18 protein-coding genes are annotated in these 16353 nt (G+C 44.6%); 14 read left to right on the top strand and 4 right to left on the bottom strand.

The annotated features are described in order from the left end of the window. Positions 1-137 precede the first annotated feature (137 nt). The 6 genes from ABUE30_RS15895 (at position 138) to rplS (ending at position 4451) form a co-directional block, all read left to right on the top strand. Positions 138-1220 carry a 3-deoxy-7-phosphoheptulonate synthase gene (locus ABUE30_RS15895; RefSeq protein ID WP_408624819.1) on the top strand — a complete coding sequence of 361 codons (1083 nt, stop codon included), beginning with the start codon at positions 138-140 and terminating at the stop codon, positions 1218-1220. Next, a complete protein-coding gene (gene tyrA / locus ABUE30_RS15890; protein WP_408624818.1) occupies positions 1213-2346 on the top strand; it encodes a bifunctional chorismate mutase/prephenate dehydrogenase in 1134 nt (377 codons plus the stop codon). Before ABUE30_RS15895 ends, tyrA begins: the two co-directional genes overlap by 8 nt. 134 nt (positions 2347-2480) lie before the next feature. Beyond that, positions 2481-2732, top strand: a complete 252-nt coding sequence (gene rpsP, locus ABUE30_RS15885; RefSeq protein WP_408624817.1) for a 30S ribosomal protein S16 — start codon at positions 2481-2483, stop codon at positions 2730-2732. A 28-nt stretch (positions 2733-2760) separates the two neighbouring features. Continuing rightward, on the top strand, positions 2761-3288 hold the full coding sequence (gene rimM, locus ABUE30_RS15880; RefSeq protein WP_408624816.1) for a ribosome maturation factor RimM: 528 nt from the start codon (positions 2761-2763) through the stop codon (positions 3286-3288). A gap of 9 nt (positions 3289-3297) precedes the next feature. Then, the gene (gene trmD / locus ABUE30_RS15875; RefSeq protein WP_408624815.1) at positions 3298-4059 is read left to right on the top strand and encodes a tRNA (guanosine(37)-N1)-methyltransferase TrmD; all 762 of its coding nucleotides are present in this window, start codon (positions 3298-3300) and stop codon (positions 4057-4059) included. 38 nt (positions 4060-4097) lie between these two features. After that, positions 4098-4451, top strand: coding sequence for a 50S ribosomal protein L19 (rplS, locus tag ABUE30_RS15870; protein ID WP_408624814.1), 354 nt, complete (start codon positions 4098-4100; stop codon positions 4449-4451). A 251-nt stretch (positions 4452-4702) separates the two neighbouring features. On the opposite strand, the gene ABUE30_RS15865 is transcribed toward rplS, so the two are convergent. Both ABUE30_RS15865 and mutH read right to left on the bottom strand, forming a co-directional pair. Then, positions 4703-5026 (bottom strand): isoamylase early set domain-containing protein, encoded by a 324-nt coding sequence (locus tag ABUE30_RS15865; RefSeq protein WP_408624813.1) that lies wholly within the window; start codon positions 5024-5026, stop codon positions 4703-4705. A gap of 139 nt (positions 5027-5165) precedes the next feature. Further along, positions 5166-5828: a DNA mismatch repair endonuclease MutH gene (mutH, locus tag ABUE30_RS15860; RefSeq protein ID WP_408624812.1), complete on the bottom strand. Its 663-nt coding sequence runs from the start codon at positions 5826-5828 to the stop codon at positions 5166-5168. Positions 5829-6502: 674 nt separating this feature from the next. Here mutH and rppH point away from each other — a divergent pair. From rppH to lgt, 3 genes are all read left to right on the top strand, one after another. Further along, positions 6503-7048, top strand: a complete 546-nt coding sequence (rppH, locus tag ABUE30_RS15855) for an RNA pyrophosphohydrolase (protein WP_408624811.1) — start codon at positions 6503-6505, stop codon at positions 7046-7048. Positions 7049-7122: 74 nt separating this feature from the next. Then, a complete protein-coding gene (gene ptsP, locus ABUE30_RS15850; RefSeq protein WP_408624810.1) occupies positions 7123-9384 on the top strand; it encodes a phosphoenolpyruvate--protein phosphotransferase in 2262 nt (753 codons plus the stop codon). A 77-nt stretch (positions 9385-9461) separates the two neighbouring features. After that, positions 9462-10259 carry a prolipoprotein diacylglyceryl transferase gene (lgt, locus tag ABUE30_RS15845; protein ID WP_408624809.1) on the top strand — a complete coding sequence of 266 codons (798 nt, stop codon included), beginning with the start codon at positions 9462-9464 and terminating at the stop codon, positions 10257-10259. A gap of 68 nt (positions 10260-10327) precedes the next feature. Here the strand turns inward: lgt and ABUE30_RS15840 are convergent, their stop codons facing one another. After that, positions 10328-11179, bottom strand: a complete 852-nt coding sequence (locus ABUE30_RS15840) for a thymidylate synthase (RefSeq protein WP_408624808.1) — start codon at positions 11177-11179, stop codon at positions 10328-10330. A 207-nt stretch (positions 11180-11386) separates the two neighbouring features. Between ABUE30_RS15840 and nhaA the strand changes: the two genes are divergently transcribed. The 4 genes from nhaA (at position 11387) to ABUE30_RS15820 (ending at position 14257) form a co-directional block, all read left to right on the top strand. Beyond that, complete coding sequence (nhaA, locus tag ABUE30_RS15835) at positions 11387-12559, top strand: Na+/H+ antiporter NhaA (protein WP_408624807.1); 1173 nt, start codon at positions 11387-11389, stop codon at positions 12557-12559. Between the two features lie 36 nt (positions 12560-12595). After that, on the top strand, positions 12596-12946 hold the full coding sequence (locus tag ABUE30_RS15830) for a hypothetical protein (RefSeq protein WP_408624806.1): 351 nt from the start codon (positions 12596-12598) through the stop codon (positions 12944-12946). 100 nt (positions 12947-13046) lie between these two features. Next, the gene (nhaR, locus tag ABUE30_RS15825; protein WP_408624805.1) at positions 13047-13949 is read left to right on the top strand and encodes a transcriptional activator NhaR; all 903 of its coding nucleotides are present in this window, start codon (positions 13047-13049) and stop codon (positions 13947-13949) included. 5 nt (positions 13950-13954) lie between these two features. Beyond that, the gene (locus ABUE30_RS15820; RefSeq protein WP_408624948.1) at positions 13955-14257 is read left to right on the top strand and encodes an ArsR/SmtB family transcription factor; all 303 of its coding nucleotides are present in this window, start codon (positions 13955-13957) and stop codon (positions 14255-14257) included. Between the two features lie 42 nt (positions 14258-14299). On the opposite strand, the gene rpsT is transcribed toward ABUE30_RS15820, so the two are convergent. Then, positions 14300-14560, bottom strand: coding sequence for a 30S ribosomal protein S20 (rpsT, locus tag ABUE30_RS15815; protein WP_408624804.1), 261 nt, complete (start codon positions 14558-14560; stop codon positions 14300-14302). Between the two features lie 183 nt (positions 14561-14743). Between rpsT and murJ the strand changes: the two genes are divergently transcribed. Next, the gene (murJ, locus tag ABUE30_RS15810) at positions 14744-16321 is read left to right on the top strand and encodes a murein biosynthesis integral membrane protein MurJ (RefSeq protein WP_408624803.1); all 1578 of its coding nucleotides are present in this window, start codon (positions 14744-14746) and stop codon (positions 16319-16321) included. Positions 16322-16353: the final 32 nt, after the last annotated feature.

Below are 16353 nucleotides of genomic sequence, written 5' to 3'. Positions count from 1 at the left end.
CGAGTTAGAAGAAATAGCGAAACTGATAAAATCGGAGCTCTTGCAAAACCCGTTGGCACTGGTATTGTGATCTTTTCCTATCTTTTTTAATCGACTTACTCGTTAAGCGCGCTAATTCCAAGGGGTTCATAGCTCAGATGCAAACCGATTCGATCAACGATAAACACATTCGCTCAGAACAGGTGATGATTACACCTGCGCAATTGCGAGAAAAAATGCCTTTGTCAGCAGCGGCTGAACAATTTGTGCTTGATTCTCGCCGAACTATTGCGAATATCTGCCATAAGCGAGACCCACGTTTTTTAGTTATCTGTGGGCCATGTTCAATCCATGACTTAGAGACTGCCAAAGATTATGCACGGCGCCTTAAAGCACTGCATGATCGCTATCAGGATCAATTGTTTATCGTGATGCGTGTGTATTTTGAAAAACCACGTACCACCGTTGGTTGGAAAGGCTTTATCAATGATCCCCACATGGATAATAGCTTTGATATCGAAACGGGCATGCATCGTGCTCGGGAATTGCTCACGTGGATTGCCGAATTAGGGTTACCTGCTGCCACCGAAGCGCTTGATCCGATTAGTCCGCAATATCTCAATGAGTTGTTTAGTTGGTCGGCCATTGGCGCGCGCACAACCGAATCACAGACTCATCGAGAGATGGCTAGCGGTCTGTCAATGCCAGTCGGTTTTAAAAATGGGACCGATGGTAATTTGCAAACAGCTATTAATGCGATGCGCTCTGCTTCATCTGCACATCGCTTTATGGGGATCAATGCTCAAGGGCAGGTCAGCTTATTGCAAACCCACGGCAATCCTGATGGTCACGTTATTTTACGGGGGGGGCAGCAGCCGAACTATGATTCTGTGAATGTGTCTATTGCTGAGGATGCGATGCAAGAAGCGGGTCTTGAGCCAAGCATGATTGTCGATTGTAGTCATGGTAATTCCAGCAAAGATCATCGTCTTCAACCGCGGGTGGCGAAAAATGTCGTCAATCAGATTATTGATGGCAATCGTTCTATTATTGGTTTGATGTTAGAAAGTCACATTCATGCTGGAAATCAGTCAAGTGATATGCCGCTGAGTGAGTTAAAATATGGGGTGTCAGTAACGGATGCTTGTATTGATTGGCCAACCACAGAAACGGTTCTCGAGCAGATGCATCAAGCCTTGAGTGGTCCACTAGTGGCTCGTTTGGAGCCCACTGATGAGTGATCCATTAGGCCCCTTACGTGATCAAATTGATACGCTTGATCAACAACTTATTGAATTATTTGCCAAACGGCTCGCTGTGGTCAAACAAGTTGGTGAGATCAAAAGTCAACATGGCTTGCCCATTTATGTCCCTGATCGCGAAACGGCCATGATATCTAAGCGCCGCGCTGAAGCGTTAGCGCAAGGCGTCCCTGAGCAGCTTATTGAAGATGTGTTGCGTCGAGTGATGCGCGAATCTTACAGCAGTGAACATGATAATGGTTTTAAACAGATAAACCCCAACGCAGGACCGATTGTAGTGATTGGCGGCGGCGGACAACTGGGTGGTTTGTTTGTCAAAATGTTTCGTTTGTCAGGCTATCAAGTGCGGATATTGGAGCGCCAAGATTGGTCACGCAGTGAGTCCATATTATCGGATGCTGCGCTGGTGGTGGTTTCCGTCCCGATTCATCTGACCACAGAGGTCATCGCCCAGCTTTCATCATTACCTAAAGATTGCATTCTCGCCGACTTGACCAGTATTAAAGCGCGTCCACTTGAGGCGATGTTACAAGCACATAGTGGGCCAGTGGTCGGCTTGCACCCCATGTTCGGTCCTGACGTGGCAAGTTTTGCCAAACAAGTTGTGGTGTATGCTGATGGGCGCGGAGAAAGTACTTATCAATGGCTGTTAGAACAGATCCGCATTTGGGGCGCGCATTTGTATCCGGCGCCAGCTAAACAACATGACCAAGCGATGTCGTTGATTCAAGCGCTGCGTCATTTTACCTCGTTTGCTTATGGGGTTCATCTTTGTCATGAAGCGCCAGAGCTGGAACTATTGTTAGATCTAAGTTCACCTATCTATCGGCTCGAATTGGCGATGGTTGGGCGTCTATTTGCACAAAACCCAGAGTTGTATGCCGATATTATTATGGCTCAACCCGAAAATTTGGCAATGATCCGTCGTTATCATGAGCGCTTTGGTCAATTGGTTGAGCTGCTGGAGAGCCACGATCAACAAGCTTTCATCGATGAGTTTTCGAAAGTTCGCCATTGGTTTGGCAGTTATGCTGATCAATTTATGCAAGAAAGTCGTAATTTATTGGCGCAGGCCCATGATCAGCGGCATTATCAAGTGCGCTAATGGCCTTAAATAAGGCAAATTGAGCGCAGGTCTATTCGCTTGCTTTTTGTCTGAAAAAGAGTAAAATTTGGCGGCTTCAATTAGCGGGTGCTCCATTTGCTGGGGCAAAAAATTTATTAATTAGTGAGGACGATATGGTTACCATTCGTTTACAACGTGGTGGCGCTAAAAAGCGGCCATTTTATCAAGTTGTTGTCGCTGACAGCCGTAACGCTCGTAACGGTCGATTCATCGAGAACTTGGGTTTTTATAATCCTATTGCGAAAAACGAAGCGGAAGAAAGTGTGCGCATCGATATGGAACGCATCACACACTGGATCAGCCAGGGTGCGACTGTTTCTACTCGCGTAGAACGATTGATCAAAGACGCACAAGCTGCGGCTTAATCAAGCAAGTTATTAGAAGGTAAATGAGATGAGTCATCCAGATGTTGTCATTGTAGGTCGCCTTGGTGCGGTATATGGCATTAAGGGGTGGCTGAAAATCAACTCCTTTACTGAACAACATGAAGCTATTTTTGATTACCCAAACTGGCTCATTGGTCAAGATAATCAATGGCAGTCTGTGGTTATAACTGAGTGGCGCCGCCACAATAACGCACTGATAGCCAAATTTGAAGGCTACGATGCGCGCGAACAATCGCAGACCTTAACTGGAATGGAGATTGGCATTGCTTCTGATCAGTTAGCAACGCTCGCCGATGATGAATTTTATTGGCGTGATTTACTGGGAATGAAAGTGGTGAATCGTCAAGGGTACGATTTAGGTCAGGTGACTGATCTAATGGAAACTGGCTCCAATGACGTATTGGTGGTTAAAGCGAATCTTAAAGATGCTTTCGGTAAAAAAGAGCGGCTAATTCCGTTTATTGAGTCACAGATGATTGACTCTGTTGATCAGCAGGCTCAAGTAATAACAGTTGATTGGGATCCTGACTTTTAGGTTGTCCTGATGAGTGATAATAAAGCAAAACTTTGGATTGGCGTGATCAGTTTATTTCCAGAGATGTTTGATGCGATAGCTGAGCATGGGGTGAGCGGTCGAGCCATTAAGCGTGGTTTAATTGAATTACACCGTTGGAATCCACGTGATTTCACAACAGATCGCCACCGCACCGTGGATGACCGACCTTATGGCGGTGGTCCAGGAATGCTAATGATGGTACAGCCTCTGCGCGACGCCATTCATGCAGCCAAAGCGGCAGCGGGTGATGACGCTCAGGTTATCTATTTGTCACCGCAAGGACATACTTTTAATCAGGCGAGTGCTGCGCAATTGGCTCAATCAGGAAAACTTATTTTTCTGGCTGGCCGTTATGAAGGGATCGATGAGCGGTTGATTCGTGCTGAAGTGGATCAAGAGTGGTCGGTTGGTGACTACGTCTTAAGTGGCGGTGAGTTACCGGCAATGACAATAATTGACGCTATATCACGATTAGTACCTGGTGTTCTAGGTGATAGTGCATCAGCTGAGCAAGATTCCTTTTCGGCAGGATTGTTAGACTGTCCGCACTACACGCGTCCGGAAATTTTGGATGGGCAGACAGTTCCTGAGGTTTTACTCAGTGGCAATCATCGGTTAATTGCCAAGTGGCGCGAACAACAATCACTGGGACGGACTTACCAAAGACGACCAGAGTTATTAGAACTTCTAGCTCTGACTGACGAACAGCAAGCACTGCTTGCTGAGTATATTCGTGATAATAACGAATAAACACACGACAGTTTCAGTTAATACTAGGATGAGAAATTATGAGCAATATCATTAAAGCGCTCGAACAAGAGCAAATGAAACAAGACATCCCTGCATTCTCTGCAGGTGATACCGTTGTCGTTCAGGTTAAAGTAAAAGAAGGTAACCGTGAACGTTTACAGGCTTTTGAAGGCGTTGTAATCGCAAAACGTAACCGCGGTCTGCACTCATCTTTCACTGTCCGTAAAATTTCAAGCGGTGAAGGTGTTGAACGTGTATTCCAGACTCACAGCCCGTTAATTGACAGCATAGCTGTGAAACGTCGTGGTGACGTTCGCCGTGCTAAAATCTACTACCTGCGTAATCTGTCAGGTAAGAAAGCACGTATTAAAGAAAAACTGGATAAAAAATAAGCTTTTCTTTATGCGATTAAAAAAGCCCGGTATAACCGGGCTTTTTTTATACCTCAAAAAGAGGCCAGCATGCATCAATATGGCTTGGAATGGTTTATGCTCATTTAGTCGAGGTTCATTTGGGGGCAAAAATTCTTCTGGCGCATCTAATAGCCAGCATGACAGATGCCCGCTGTGCTCACTGATCCCATTAGTATCAATCTCGGATAGGTTTTATTGCTTACTGCATCAACCATAGACGAAACTAGAAATTAATAGCTCACCATAACCACCGAGTTATCTTCGCCATAACTATTGGGCTGATAAGCATCCGCGTTCCAATCATTATCAAAGGTTTCTTCACCATCCATCCCGCAGAATTTATAACGAAATTGATAGCTAGGTTGTTGATCGGTCGGCAGACTAATGACAGTTTTAAATTTGCCATTTTTTAGATGCTCAAGTTCGACTGGAGTCCAATCATTAAACTCGCCAAGTAGGTATACTTTTTTTGCGTTATGGGTCGCTTGTTTATTAATTTCAAATGTTACTCGAACTTCAGGACGAGATTTCAAATATTGTTTTTTCAGCGGCATCGTACTAGCTCCTCAGCCAAATATGTAAATAAACTCAACATGTGACTCTGGCTTGCGCTCAAAAGAGGACACAATATGAGAGCATAGTCTAATTTTTATAGAAGCTTGTCATTTGATCAATATTTATTCGCGATTGCCGTTAAAAATAATTTCTAAGCAAGGATTCGGTAAAACTACGTCGAAGATAAAAGCCTCGGGGTAGTGTTTCAATAATTTGACCATTGGGGCCAATTGCTTTGGTTCGCACTTGACTGTTTGCCGCTTTGGGACGTAGCTGTAATGCCTCACCATGACGCGCTGTAAGCTGTTCTATTTGGCCAAAGGCGACCGCTTCCATCAATTCTTCCCAGTCTTGTTTTAATATAGTTTCTTGCGCTGCGCTCGGTCGCCATAACAGCGCATTACCGACGATTCGCTGGGCGATTGGAATAGCACGTTCCGCCAATATAGGAACCCACAACACCTGTGCTAGCTTATTGCGTACATTACAGCTTTGCCAAGTTTCGCCGCGTGCGTTAAGAAGCGGTGTCATGCACACATAGGTACTCTCAAGTGGTCGGCCATTGCGATCAATGGGGAGAGTTTTTAGCTCGACGCCTAAATGAGGAAAATCTTGTTGGGGTTTACTGCCCGCGGTTGCGCCAAGCCATAGTTCAATAAGTTGTCCTGTCCAACCTTTTTCTTTACGCGCATTGGCGGGAAGTTGCACGCCCAAATGAGCTGCGATCTCCGCTAGCGTGAGGCCTGCAATTTGTTCGCTACGGGTTAAAAGAGCATCAATTGTTTGTGGGGATGAGGGCATTAATCAGTCGTATGTGCAAAACAGTCAATTATTGTACAACAGTTAATTGGGGATTGCTGAAGAAATCGTATTGTGTTGGTAGTGATTTAAAAGGACAGTAAAAACATTAGGTTGGATTCTATCGCGTGAATAATTTAATTTCTTAGAAAAATCGTTCACGGGTTATGCCTAACGACTCAGAGACAACACACAGACTTATCCACAAATATATTGAATAACCTGCTACTTAATCAAATGCTTCACAAAATGCGGTGAATAACTTAAGCGTTGATTAATAAATATGCAATTTGCGTTGAGGTTGGGCTGTTTTGTTATCATTTGATTATTTTTTAGACAGTTTTTGTGTGACTTTATCATCACCGTAATTAGATTCTCAAAATTGAATAAAAAAACATATAAAAACAATAAGATAAGCTAATTTTTAGAAATTATAAAATATGGATTTATACACAGTTACAAAGTTGTTTGTGTGTAACTGATAGGTTGTTCAAGTGTTTATCCACAGATATTCTGGAAAAGTCCCTCTCTTTTAACGGCGCTCTGTATAGTTTTATTGAAAGAAGGTTTGCAGAGGCGTTAGATTTCTGCTTGTTCACAGCATTATTGGTTTGCTGCCGCTTCGCTTATATGAAAGAATCGACTCATAGCTTTGAATGTAAACTGAAGGTATTTCAGTGATTGATGGTGATGGTTATCGTCCAAATGTTGGCATCATCATTTGTAACAAACGTGGGCAAGTGCTTTGGGCCAGACGGTTTGGTCAGCACTCTTGGCAGTTCCCCCAGGGAGGTGTGAACGATGGTGAGACGCCGGAACAAGCAATGTTTCGGGAATTATTCGAAGAGGTTGGTCTAAAACCAGAAGATGTTCGAATACTTGCTGTAAGCCGACCTTGGTTGCGTTACAAATTGCCAAAACGATTAGTTCGATGGGACAGTAAACCTGTCTGTTTGGGACAGAAGCAAAAATGGTTTTTGATTCGCTTGGAAGGTGATGAGTCGCAGATCTGCTTTAATAGCTGCGGTCATCCCGAATTTGATGATTGGCGTTGGGTGAGTTATTGGTACCCCGTGCGACAAGTTGTTTCATTTAAACGTGACGTGTATCGAAAAGCATTGAAAGAGTTTGCGCCGCAATTGATGGGACAAGTGACGAAAGAACGCCCGAGCCGTCGTCGTCGTAAGCGACGTCTACCTAGTCGCTCTAATAGTCCATCATAGACAATCAGATGTGCTCGATCGTCAGGAAGATGTGCTTTGGGGTTCGATCTGCCTAATAGATAGAAGGAGTTTTCGTGTTAACTGAGTTGCGCCGAGTGATCGAAAAGGTTGCTCAAGCTTCTTCTTTTGAAGAAGCTATCCACTTTTTAGTCAGTGAAGTTCGCGCGACAATGAAAGTGGATTGCTGTTCGGTTTATCAAGCTGATAATCAGCATCAACAGTTATTGCTTAGAGGGAGCGACGGGTTAGCACAATCTGCTGTTGGCAGAAGTACTATTGGTTTTGATGAAGGGGTGGTTGGATTAGTGGCTCGGCGCGAAGAGCCACTCAATATTGCCGATGTCTATCAACATCCCAGTTTTAAATACCTCCCCGAAGCAGGTGAAGACTCATTTAAGTCTTTTTTAGGCACTCCGATTATCTATCATCGCGAACTACTCGGGGTGTTGGTTGTGCAGCAATCACACATCCGTTCATTTAGTGATACTGAAGAAGCTTTTTTAATTACGCTTGCCGCACACCTGTCCAGTACGTTACGTCATGTTAATTTATCGGATGTCATACAGCAACCTCAGCAGCTACAACGAGCCGCTATTCGAGGTATTGCTGGCGCATCTGGGATCGCCATGGCGGATGGCTGGGTGTATCAACTTCCTGTCGATCTTTCTGAATTAGAGTTGGTGAGCACCACGCAAATCGACACGGAATTAACCTTGCTTGAGAAAGCTGTTGCACAAACTCATATTGATATTGAAAAAATGTCGCAGCGTTTAAGTGGGCAATTACCGCGTGATGTATTGTCGATTTTTAAGGTCTATCAGGGGATGCTCAATGATGCCAGCTTTATTAAGTCATTACGGCTTAAGATCAAGCAGGGCTACAGTGCAATAAGTGCGCTACAACTGGTTTATCATGACTATCTTGATCAATTTGAAGCATTAAGTGATAGCTATCTACGCGAGCGAGCAGTTGATCTCAAAGATCTTTGTCAGCGTATTTTATTGAACTTAATGCCATCAAAGCACAATCAAATGCCGACTCACCGATTTATCTTAGTTGCTGAAGAGGTGACTGCGACCATGTTGGGTGATATTCCCCGTGACAAGCTAGTTGGTGTTATCGCGCGGCAAGGAACCAGTAGTTCTCATGCGGCTATATTAGCTCGCACGATGGGAATCCCCGCTGTGGTGGGGGTCAGTGCCAATGTTGAGCTTTTAGAGCAACGCTTTTTGATTGTCGATGGTTATAATGGGACCATTTTTGTTGAGCCTGATAGCCTGTTATGTAGTGAGTATCGACAGCTGTTGCGTCAAGAAAAAGTGATGAATGCGCAGATCAATCAAGAGTTACAACAAGCGGCCGTCACCATAGATGGACATAGTATTGAACTATTGGTCAATGCGGGGTTAAGTACCGATGCTGGGCGCGCGGAGAGTGTGGCTGATGGTGTTGGGTTGTATCGCACTGAAGTGCCATTTCTACTGCAAAATCGCTTTCCTTCCGAAACTGAACAATATCAGAGTTATTCGCGCATTTTAGCTAGTTATCATGGCAAAACAGTGTGCATGCGAACATTGGATATTGGTGGTGACAAGCAATTACCTTATTTTCCAATCCATGAGGAAAATCCGTTCCTAGGGTGGCGAGGGATTCGAATGACTCTCGATCATCCGGAAATTTTTCTATTGCAGTGTCGGGCCATGTATCGCGCTGCTTTAGAGTATTCCAATTTATCGATTATGCTGCCGATGATAAGCTCGATCCAAGAGGTCGAACAGGCAAGCGCGTTGCTGGATCGCGCTTGGAATGAGATTATCGAAGAGTTTGGATCTGGGAAGGTTTTTCAGCGCCCAGCATTAGGCGTGATGCTCGAAGTTCCGTCTGCCTTGTTAATTTTGCCAGAACTCGCTGAGCACGTCGCATTTTGGTCAGTCGGCTCCAATGATTTAACGCAATATCTACTGGCTGTAGATCGTAATAATAAACGAGTGAGCAATATCTATTCTAGCTGCCATCCGGCAGTGATTCGTTCTCTTGACTTTATTCGTCGAGAATCTCAGCGTTTCAATATTCCGGTTAGCGTTTGCGGCGAGATGGCAGGCGATCCGCTCGGTGCCATTGCGTTACTCGTCTTAGGTTATCAACGTCTGAGTATGAGTAGTTTTAATTTAGCGCGCATTAAATATCTCATCCGACGTGTTTCGTTGACTGAATTGCAATGTTTGCGTTCACGCTTATTAGCAGCCCCAAGCACTGATGCGGTGAACACCTTACTATTGGACTATGTTGAGCAACAAGGATTGATGAACTTGGTTCGAGGCTATCGCCAAGAGTGATAACTTGTGTTCTTTCAGGGAACACTGCACAATCAACACCTACTTTTGTGTTACTGACTGAATAGAAGGGTAAAGTAGTGACGACACCTTGGCATTTTCCACACATTAATCCAATTGCGTTTAGCCTCGGGCCTATTGAGGTTCATTGGTATGGCTTAATGTACTTAGTTGGGTTTTTATTTGCGCTGTTTTTTGCTAATCGACATGCTGATAAACCAGATAATGATTGGACCCGAGAACAGGTTAGCGATCTATTATTTTACTGCTTTTTAGGCGTCATTTTAGGTGGCCGAATTGGGTATGTGTTGTTTTATCAATTCCCCTTGTTTATTGCCCATCCGCTCTATCTATTTAAAATTTGGGATGGCGGTATGTCATTCCACGGTGGTTTAATAGGGGTGATTCTGGCGATGCTCTATTTCGCTCGTAAAACGCAGCGACGCTTTTTTATGGTGGCCGATATGGTTGCGCCGCTCGTTCCCTTCGGTTTAGGTGCTGGTCGCATCGGTAACTTCATCAATGGTGAGTTATGGGGACGAGTTACAACCATGCCTTGGGGGGTTGTGTATCCCAATGCCGGCCCATTGCCTCGTCATCCCTCAGAGCTTTATGAGTTTTGCCTTGAGGGAATATTGCTGTTGATTATTTTGATGAGTTATGCGAAACGTAAACCCCCGATGGGCGCTGTTTCTGGCTTGTTCCTATTCTGTTATGGGTGTTTTCGTTTCTTCGCTGAGTTTTTCCGCCAGCCCGATCCACAGCTGGGTTTTCTTACGTTCGGTTTAACAATGGGACAGATCCTCTCTATTCCGATGATTATTGTAGGGGGCATTATTATCGCTTGGGCGTATCGGCGTCATCGACAAGTTCGATAACACTTGATTGGTGCAAAAAAAAAGAGGTCCTAGACCTCTTTTTTGTTTGCGCATGTTAATTGGCTGAGTTACACCGAAAAAGGATATTGGATCGGTTGGTGATGTTGGTAGCCTTCTACCTTAAAATCATCCAAACTGACCCAACTCTCTAAATCGTGTAGCGTTTTAATGTTAGAGTTTATGATAAATGTCGGTGAAGGGTAAGGTGTTCGTTTGAGCTGTACATCTTGCATAAGGGGCAATTGATCGGCATAGATATGGGCATTGACGATTTTATGGAATACCTTACCTGGTTTGTGGTCGGTGATCTGCGCCATGATGGCCAGTAAGAAGTATGCTTGCACCATATTAAAATTGAGCCCTAATGGGACATCGCAGCTACGTTGCGTGCTATTAAGGTATAAGGTATCACCTAAAAGCGAAAAGTGATGGCTATACATACAAGGGCGCAAGCAAGCGCGATCAAACACACCTGGGTTGTAGAAAGTTAAAATTTCCCCGCGATTATCGATCCCTTGGCTTAAATCATCGACAATTTGTGCTAATAGATCAATTCGTTGGCCTTCTGGGGTGCGCCACCCACGCCCTACAACTCCATAAGCTTCGCCAATATCATCTACTCCTTTTCGATGTGGATTCGCTAGCCACTGTGCATTCTTATTAGCATTTGCATCCCATGTTTTCGTGCCAATACGACGAAAATCGGCGGCGCTGGAATATCCTCGAAGATAGCCTATCATTTCAGCAACGGCTGCTTTCCAAAAGCTTTTACGAGTAGTCACGAGCGGAAATATGCCGTTCTCAACGTCATAGCTGAGATCGGCATTGATGACGGTGAGACAGCGCTTACCAGTGCGTTTGTTATCGACCCAGACACCTTCATCAACGATGCGTTGGCATAATTCTAAGTATTGCTTCATATCGGATGCTTTTGCTTCATATTGGTTGCTGATTTTATCATGCTCGCCTAAGTTTTATGAGGCGCTAAACAATATTTTTACTCATTGAGAGGGAAATGCGTCTGCTATGGTCGGAAAAATCGATGTTGATCTAAATTAGAACTGAATTTATTTGTGTCTAAAAATAGCTACACTAAATAGTAATTGAGTCAATTGTAAGGAGTTAAAGTGCGTCAATTTATAGACCGTTTCTTAAGTATGGAGGCTGCCAGCGGTATTTTACTCATCATCGCTGCTTTGATTGCCCTCATTATGGCCAATTCGCCATTGAATCATTTATATGTTCATCTATTTGACACCACCTTGCAGGTGCGTATTGCTAGTTTAAATATCGAAAAGCCACTATTGCTGTGGATAAATGATGGACTGATGGCTATTTTCTTTCTTGTGATAGGGTTGGAAGTTAAACGTGAGGTTATCGAAGGCGAGCTTTCAAGTCGTGATAAGGCCAGTCTACCAGTATTTGCTGCTATAGGTGGGATGGTCGTTCCTGCGTTGATTTATCTGTTTTTTAATCATCACGATGCTGATTTAAAGTCTGGCTGGGCAATTCCTGCTGCGACTGATATTGCCTTTGCTTTAGGCGTGATGGCTCTATTAGGCAAACGTGTGCCCGCAAGTTTGAAGGTCTTTCTATTAGCCCTAGCCATTGCCGATGACCTTGGCGTCGTTGTGATCATTGCACTTTTTTACTCTCATGGCTTATCACTGCCAGCATTAGGAGTCGCGGGTGTGGCGATGCTTGGATTATTGATGCTCAATCGTCGTGGCTGCGTAAGTTTAACTCCTTATTTGTTAATGGGCGTCGTGTTGTGGGTGGCGATTCTAAAATCGGGAATGCATGCCACGGTTGCGGGAGTTTTATTAGGCTTTATGATCCCGCTGCGAATCAAGGGCCATAATCATTCACCACTTGAGCGCTTAGAGCATTCTCTACATTCTGTGTCGGGTTATATTATCTTGCCGATTTTCGCATTTGCTAATGCGGGGATTAATTTAATCGATGCTGAATCAGTCTTTCATATTTCTTTATCCCTTGGGGTAATGCTAGGACTGTTTTTAGGCAAACCGATAGGTATCTTTGGCGCGAGTTGGCTAGCTATTCGACTCGGTGCAGCGAAGCTTCCGCAAGGTACGCGTATGCTGCAGTTGTTTGCGACAGCTGTGTTAGCAGGCATTGGTTTTACTATGTCGATATTTATCACCTCACTGGCATTTCCCGGCATGGATGTTCAGATCGACCAAGCGCGTCTTGCCATTCTTATGGGATCATTTTTTGCTGCATGCGGAGGCTATCTATTACTGCGCAGTTGCACTCAAAAGCCGAGTTCATCAGCGTAGCGAACCGTTGTTCATTGAGCCTAAAAAGGAGCATTTATGAAGATTCAATATTGGCTGGTAATCGCCTCATTAGCCTTATCTGGTCGCGTCATGGCTAAGATGCATAACCCCTATGACTGCCAAAAACAACCTGAGTTGTGTCAAGCTTATATCCAAGGAATCGTGGATAGTTTAGTGCAGTTAAAAGCGCAGTCTGATATGCAGGATGCGTTTTCTGATCGCGCTTTAAATAGCCGTAGTGGGCAACGTTATCAATGGGCAATGGGGCGTTACTGTGATTATCAGAGTATGGCTCATTGGAATAGTTGGGCTAAACAGCAACAGCTGTTGCCCGAACAGCAACAATGGCTTACAGACAGGCTTAAAGGGCTTAATGGGTGTCAATAAGTTGCTTGTGAGATAGAGCTCTAAGATAATAGGTGGTGGCTTGTTCTATTGCGACAATATTCATTCGTCGCTGTCGTAGTTTGATGTTATCGAGGGGCCTATGGCACATTTAAATTATAATCATCTGTACTATTTTTGGATGACCTATAAACGTGGTTCGGTGACCGCTGCAGCTCAAGCTTTATTTTTAACGCCGCAAACAGTAACCGGACAGATTAAGCTATTGGAAGAGCGCTTTCATGGTGCCTTGTTTATTCGCAAAGGACCGCGGATTATTCCAACTGAGCTGGGGCAACTGGTGTTTAAATATGCCGACAAAATGTTCTCTTTAAGCTATGAGATGCTCGATATTGTCAATTATACTGGGCAGGAGAGTTTGTTATTTGAGGTTGGCGTCGCGGATGCCTTAAGCAAAACGCTCGCCTCGAAGGTATTGATGTCAGTGATGCCGCAAGATGGTAAAATGCAGTTGCGTTGTATTGAGTCGACTCATGAAATGTTGCTCGCGCAGCTGAGCGAGCATAAATTAGATATGATCCTCTCCGATTGCGCCATTGACAGTGATAAGCAAGATACTTTGTTTAGTAAATGGCTTGGTGAATGTGGGGTGGCCTTTTTTAGTGCTCACCCTATTGACGATGTGCCGTTTCCGGCTTGTCTTGAAGTGAGTCCGTTGCTAGTTCCTTCACGGCGCAGTGCCTTAGGGCGTAAGTTGCTCAGTTGGTTTGACGAAGTGGGGTTGTCAGTATCGATTATGGGCGAATTTGATGATGCCGCGCTGATGACAGCATTTGGTTCAACCTGCGAAGGTATTTTTGTAGCGCCGGCTATTTATACTGAAGAGATCATGCGCGACGTGCGGATCCATCAGTTGGGTATGACAGATGATATCAAAGAAGAGTATTATGTTATCTTCGCCCAGAGGATGATTCAACATCCAGCCGTAAAACGGCTTTGTAAGAGTGACTTTAGTGAGCTTTTTGCCGGATTAAACCAATCATGAACGATATTAATATAGAACAGATGCAAGCCAATGCACGTAACGCCCTTGATTTACTCAAGGCGCTGGCTAATGAACACCGACTAATGGTGCTCTGTTATCTGGTAGAGGGGGAGTTGTCGGTTGGAGAGTTAAACCAGCGTTTAGCGTTGAGTCAGTCAGCATTGTCCCAACATTTGGCGTGGCTACGCAATGCGCAAATGGTCAAAACACGCAAGCAGGCGCAAACAATCTATTATTCGTTGTGTGGGAATAACGCACGCGAAGTTTTGCAACTGTTACATCGACTATACTGTGAGAATCATGTATAAAAAAACCGGCAGAAGCCGGTTTTTTTATACATTAAAGACAACTTAGAGTGCTTTAATTTGAGCGTTCAAGCGACTCAGATGACGAGCTGCTTTGTTTTTATGAATCAAGCCTTTGGCACCGGCACGATCCAGAATAGGTTGAGCTTGTGTCAAAGCGCTCTGAGCTGCTTCTTTGTCGCCTACTGTAATGGCAGCAACTACTTTTTTCATGTAGCTACGCATCATGGAGCGGCGGCTAGCATTGTGCTTACGGCTTTTTTCAGCCTGAATAGCACGTTTTTTAGCTGACTTAATATTAGCCAAGGTTTACTCCCGAACTCGAATCTGTTAAAGGCCGTGGAATATGCCTTTTTTTCAGTGTGATGTCAAACAAAATTTAACCAATCGCGGTGAACTATTATTTCTCATCACTCAAGGTTAAACTGAGGGCAATTCTAGCAGTTTCTGTTAGCCACGTCATGGTTGTTGATTGAGGTTATTCCTAGTTTGAGCAAAAAATTATTAAAATCTGGCGCCATTGTGAGCTCTATGACGCTGGTCTCGCGCGTTTTAGGGTTAATCCGCGATATGGTGGTAGCTAATTTGTTAGGTGCAGGGACTGCCGCAGATGTGTTCTTTTTCGCAAACCGGATCCCTAACTTTCTGCGGCGGTTATTTGCTGAAGGGGCGTTTGCCCAAGCCTTTATTCCTGTTTTCACTCAATATAAACAACAAGAAAATGAAGATGAATTGCGCGAGTTGGTGGCCCGTGTCAGTGGTACTCTCGGTTGTATTGTCACTGTCGTAACCATCATCGGGATGGTAGCATCGCCAGTGGTTGCGATGATTTTTGGGGCCGGTTGGTTTATTGATTGGTTGCACGATGGCCCCAATGCTGACAAGTTTATACTTTCATCACTGCTACTTAAAATCACCTTCCCCTATTTATGGTTTATTACCTTTACTGGGATGTCTGGTGCGATATTAAATAGTTTTGGACGTTTTGCGGTTGCCTCGTTTACCCCTGTATTTTTAAATGCCGCGATGATTGCGGCTGCATTATATTATGCACCTTCATTGGCACGTCCAGAGGTCGGGCTGGCATGGGGAGTGTTTGTTGGGGGATTATTGCAATTTAGCTTTCAACTCCCTTTTTTATGGCGGCTAAACATGTTGCGCTGGCCGCGTTGGGGGTGGAAACATCCTGGTGTTCAAAAAATCCGCACTTTGATGTTGCCCGCATTATTTGGTGTGTCGGTCAGCCAAATCAATCTGTTATTTGACACGTTTATGGCAAGTTTTTTAGTGAGTGGCTCAATCAGTTGGCTTTATTATTCAGACCGACTGCTTGAATTTCCGTTGGGGATCTTTGGTATTGCCATTGCAACGGTGATACTCCCGAGCCTCTCTGAGCGGCATGTGGATAAAGATCCGCGTGAGTTTCGCCAGACCATGGACTGGGCCGTGCGGATGGTGGGCTTGCTTGGAATTCCGGCCATGGCGGGGATGATCGTGTTGGCCACCCCTATGCTGAGGGTTCTTTTCATGCGTGGCGCATTTGATAGCAGCGATGTACTGCATGCCTCACATAGCTTAATTGCCTTTTCTTGTGGCTTGATATTTTTCATGTTGATTAAAATATTTGCGCCCGGCTATTATGCTCGGCAAGATACTCGTACGCCGGTACGCTATGGGATCATTGCGATGATTTCAAATATCGTTTTAAATGGCGTGTTTGTTCTTCCCTTTGGCTACATTGGGATGGCTATGGCAACGGCCATATCCGCTTTGCTCAATGCCACTTTATTGTATCGCGGTTTGGTCAAAGGCAATATCTATCGCATCAGCCGCTACAGTTGGTTGTTCTTAGCCCGAGTGTTTGCTAGTACATTGTTAATGGCAGGTGTGTTGTGTGTCCTGTTACCTTCGTGGTCACAGTGGCTGAGCTTCGACTTTTTACATAGTTTACGACTATTGCTCGAATCAATCATCGGTGCGATTGTCCTCTACGGCGTCTCTCTGGTAGCCTTAGGGGGACGACTGGAACATTTGAAAAGCAGCAGTGGGGCTGTATCTGACGATTAAACAGGCTATAATTCCGCGCTTATCATGGATAA

The sequence above is a fragment of the Celerinatantimonas yamalensis genome, from assembly GCF_046054155.1.
GTDB classification, from domain to species: Bacteria; Pseudomonadota; Gammaproteobacteria; order Enterobacterales; family Celerinatantimonadaceae; genus Celerinatantimonas; species Celerinatantimonas yamalensis.
The sequence above is the reverse complement of the archived record's forward strand: the minus strand, read 5'-3'. Positions and strand labels throughout refer to the sequence as shown.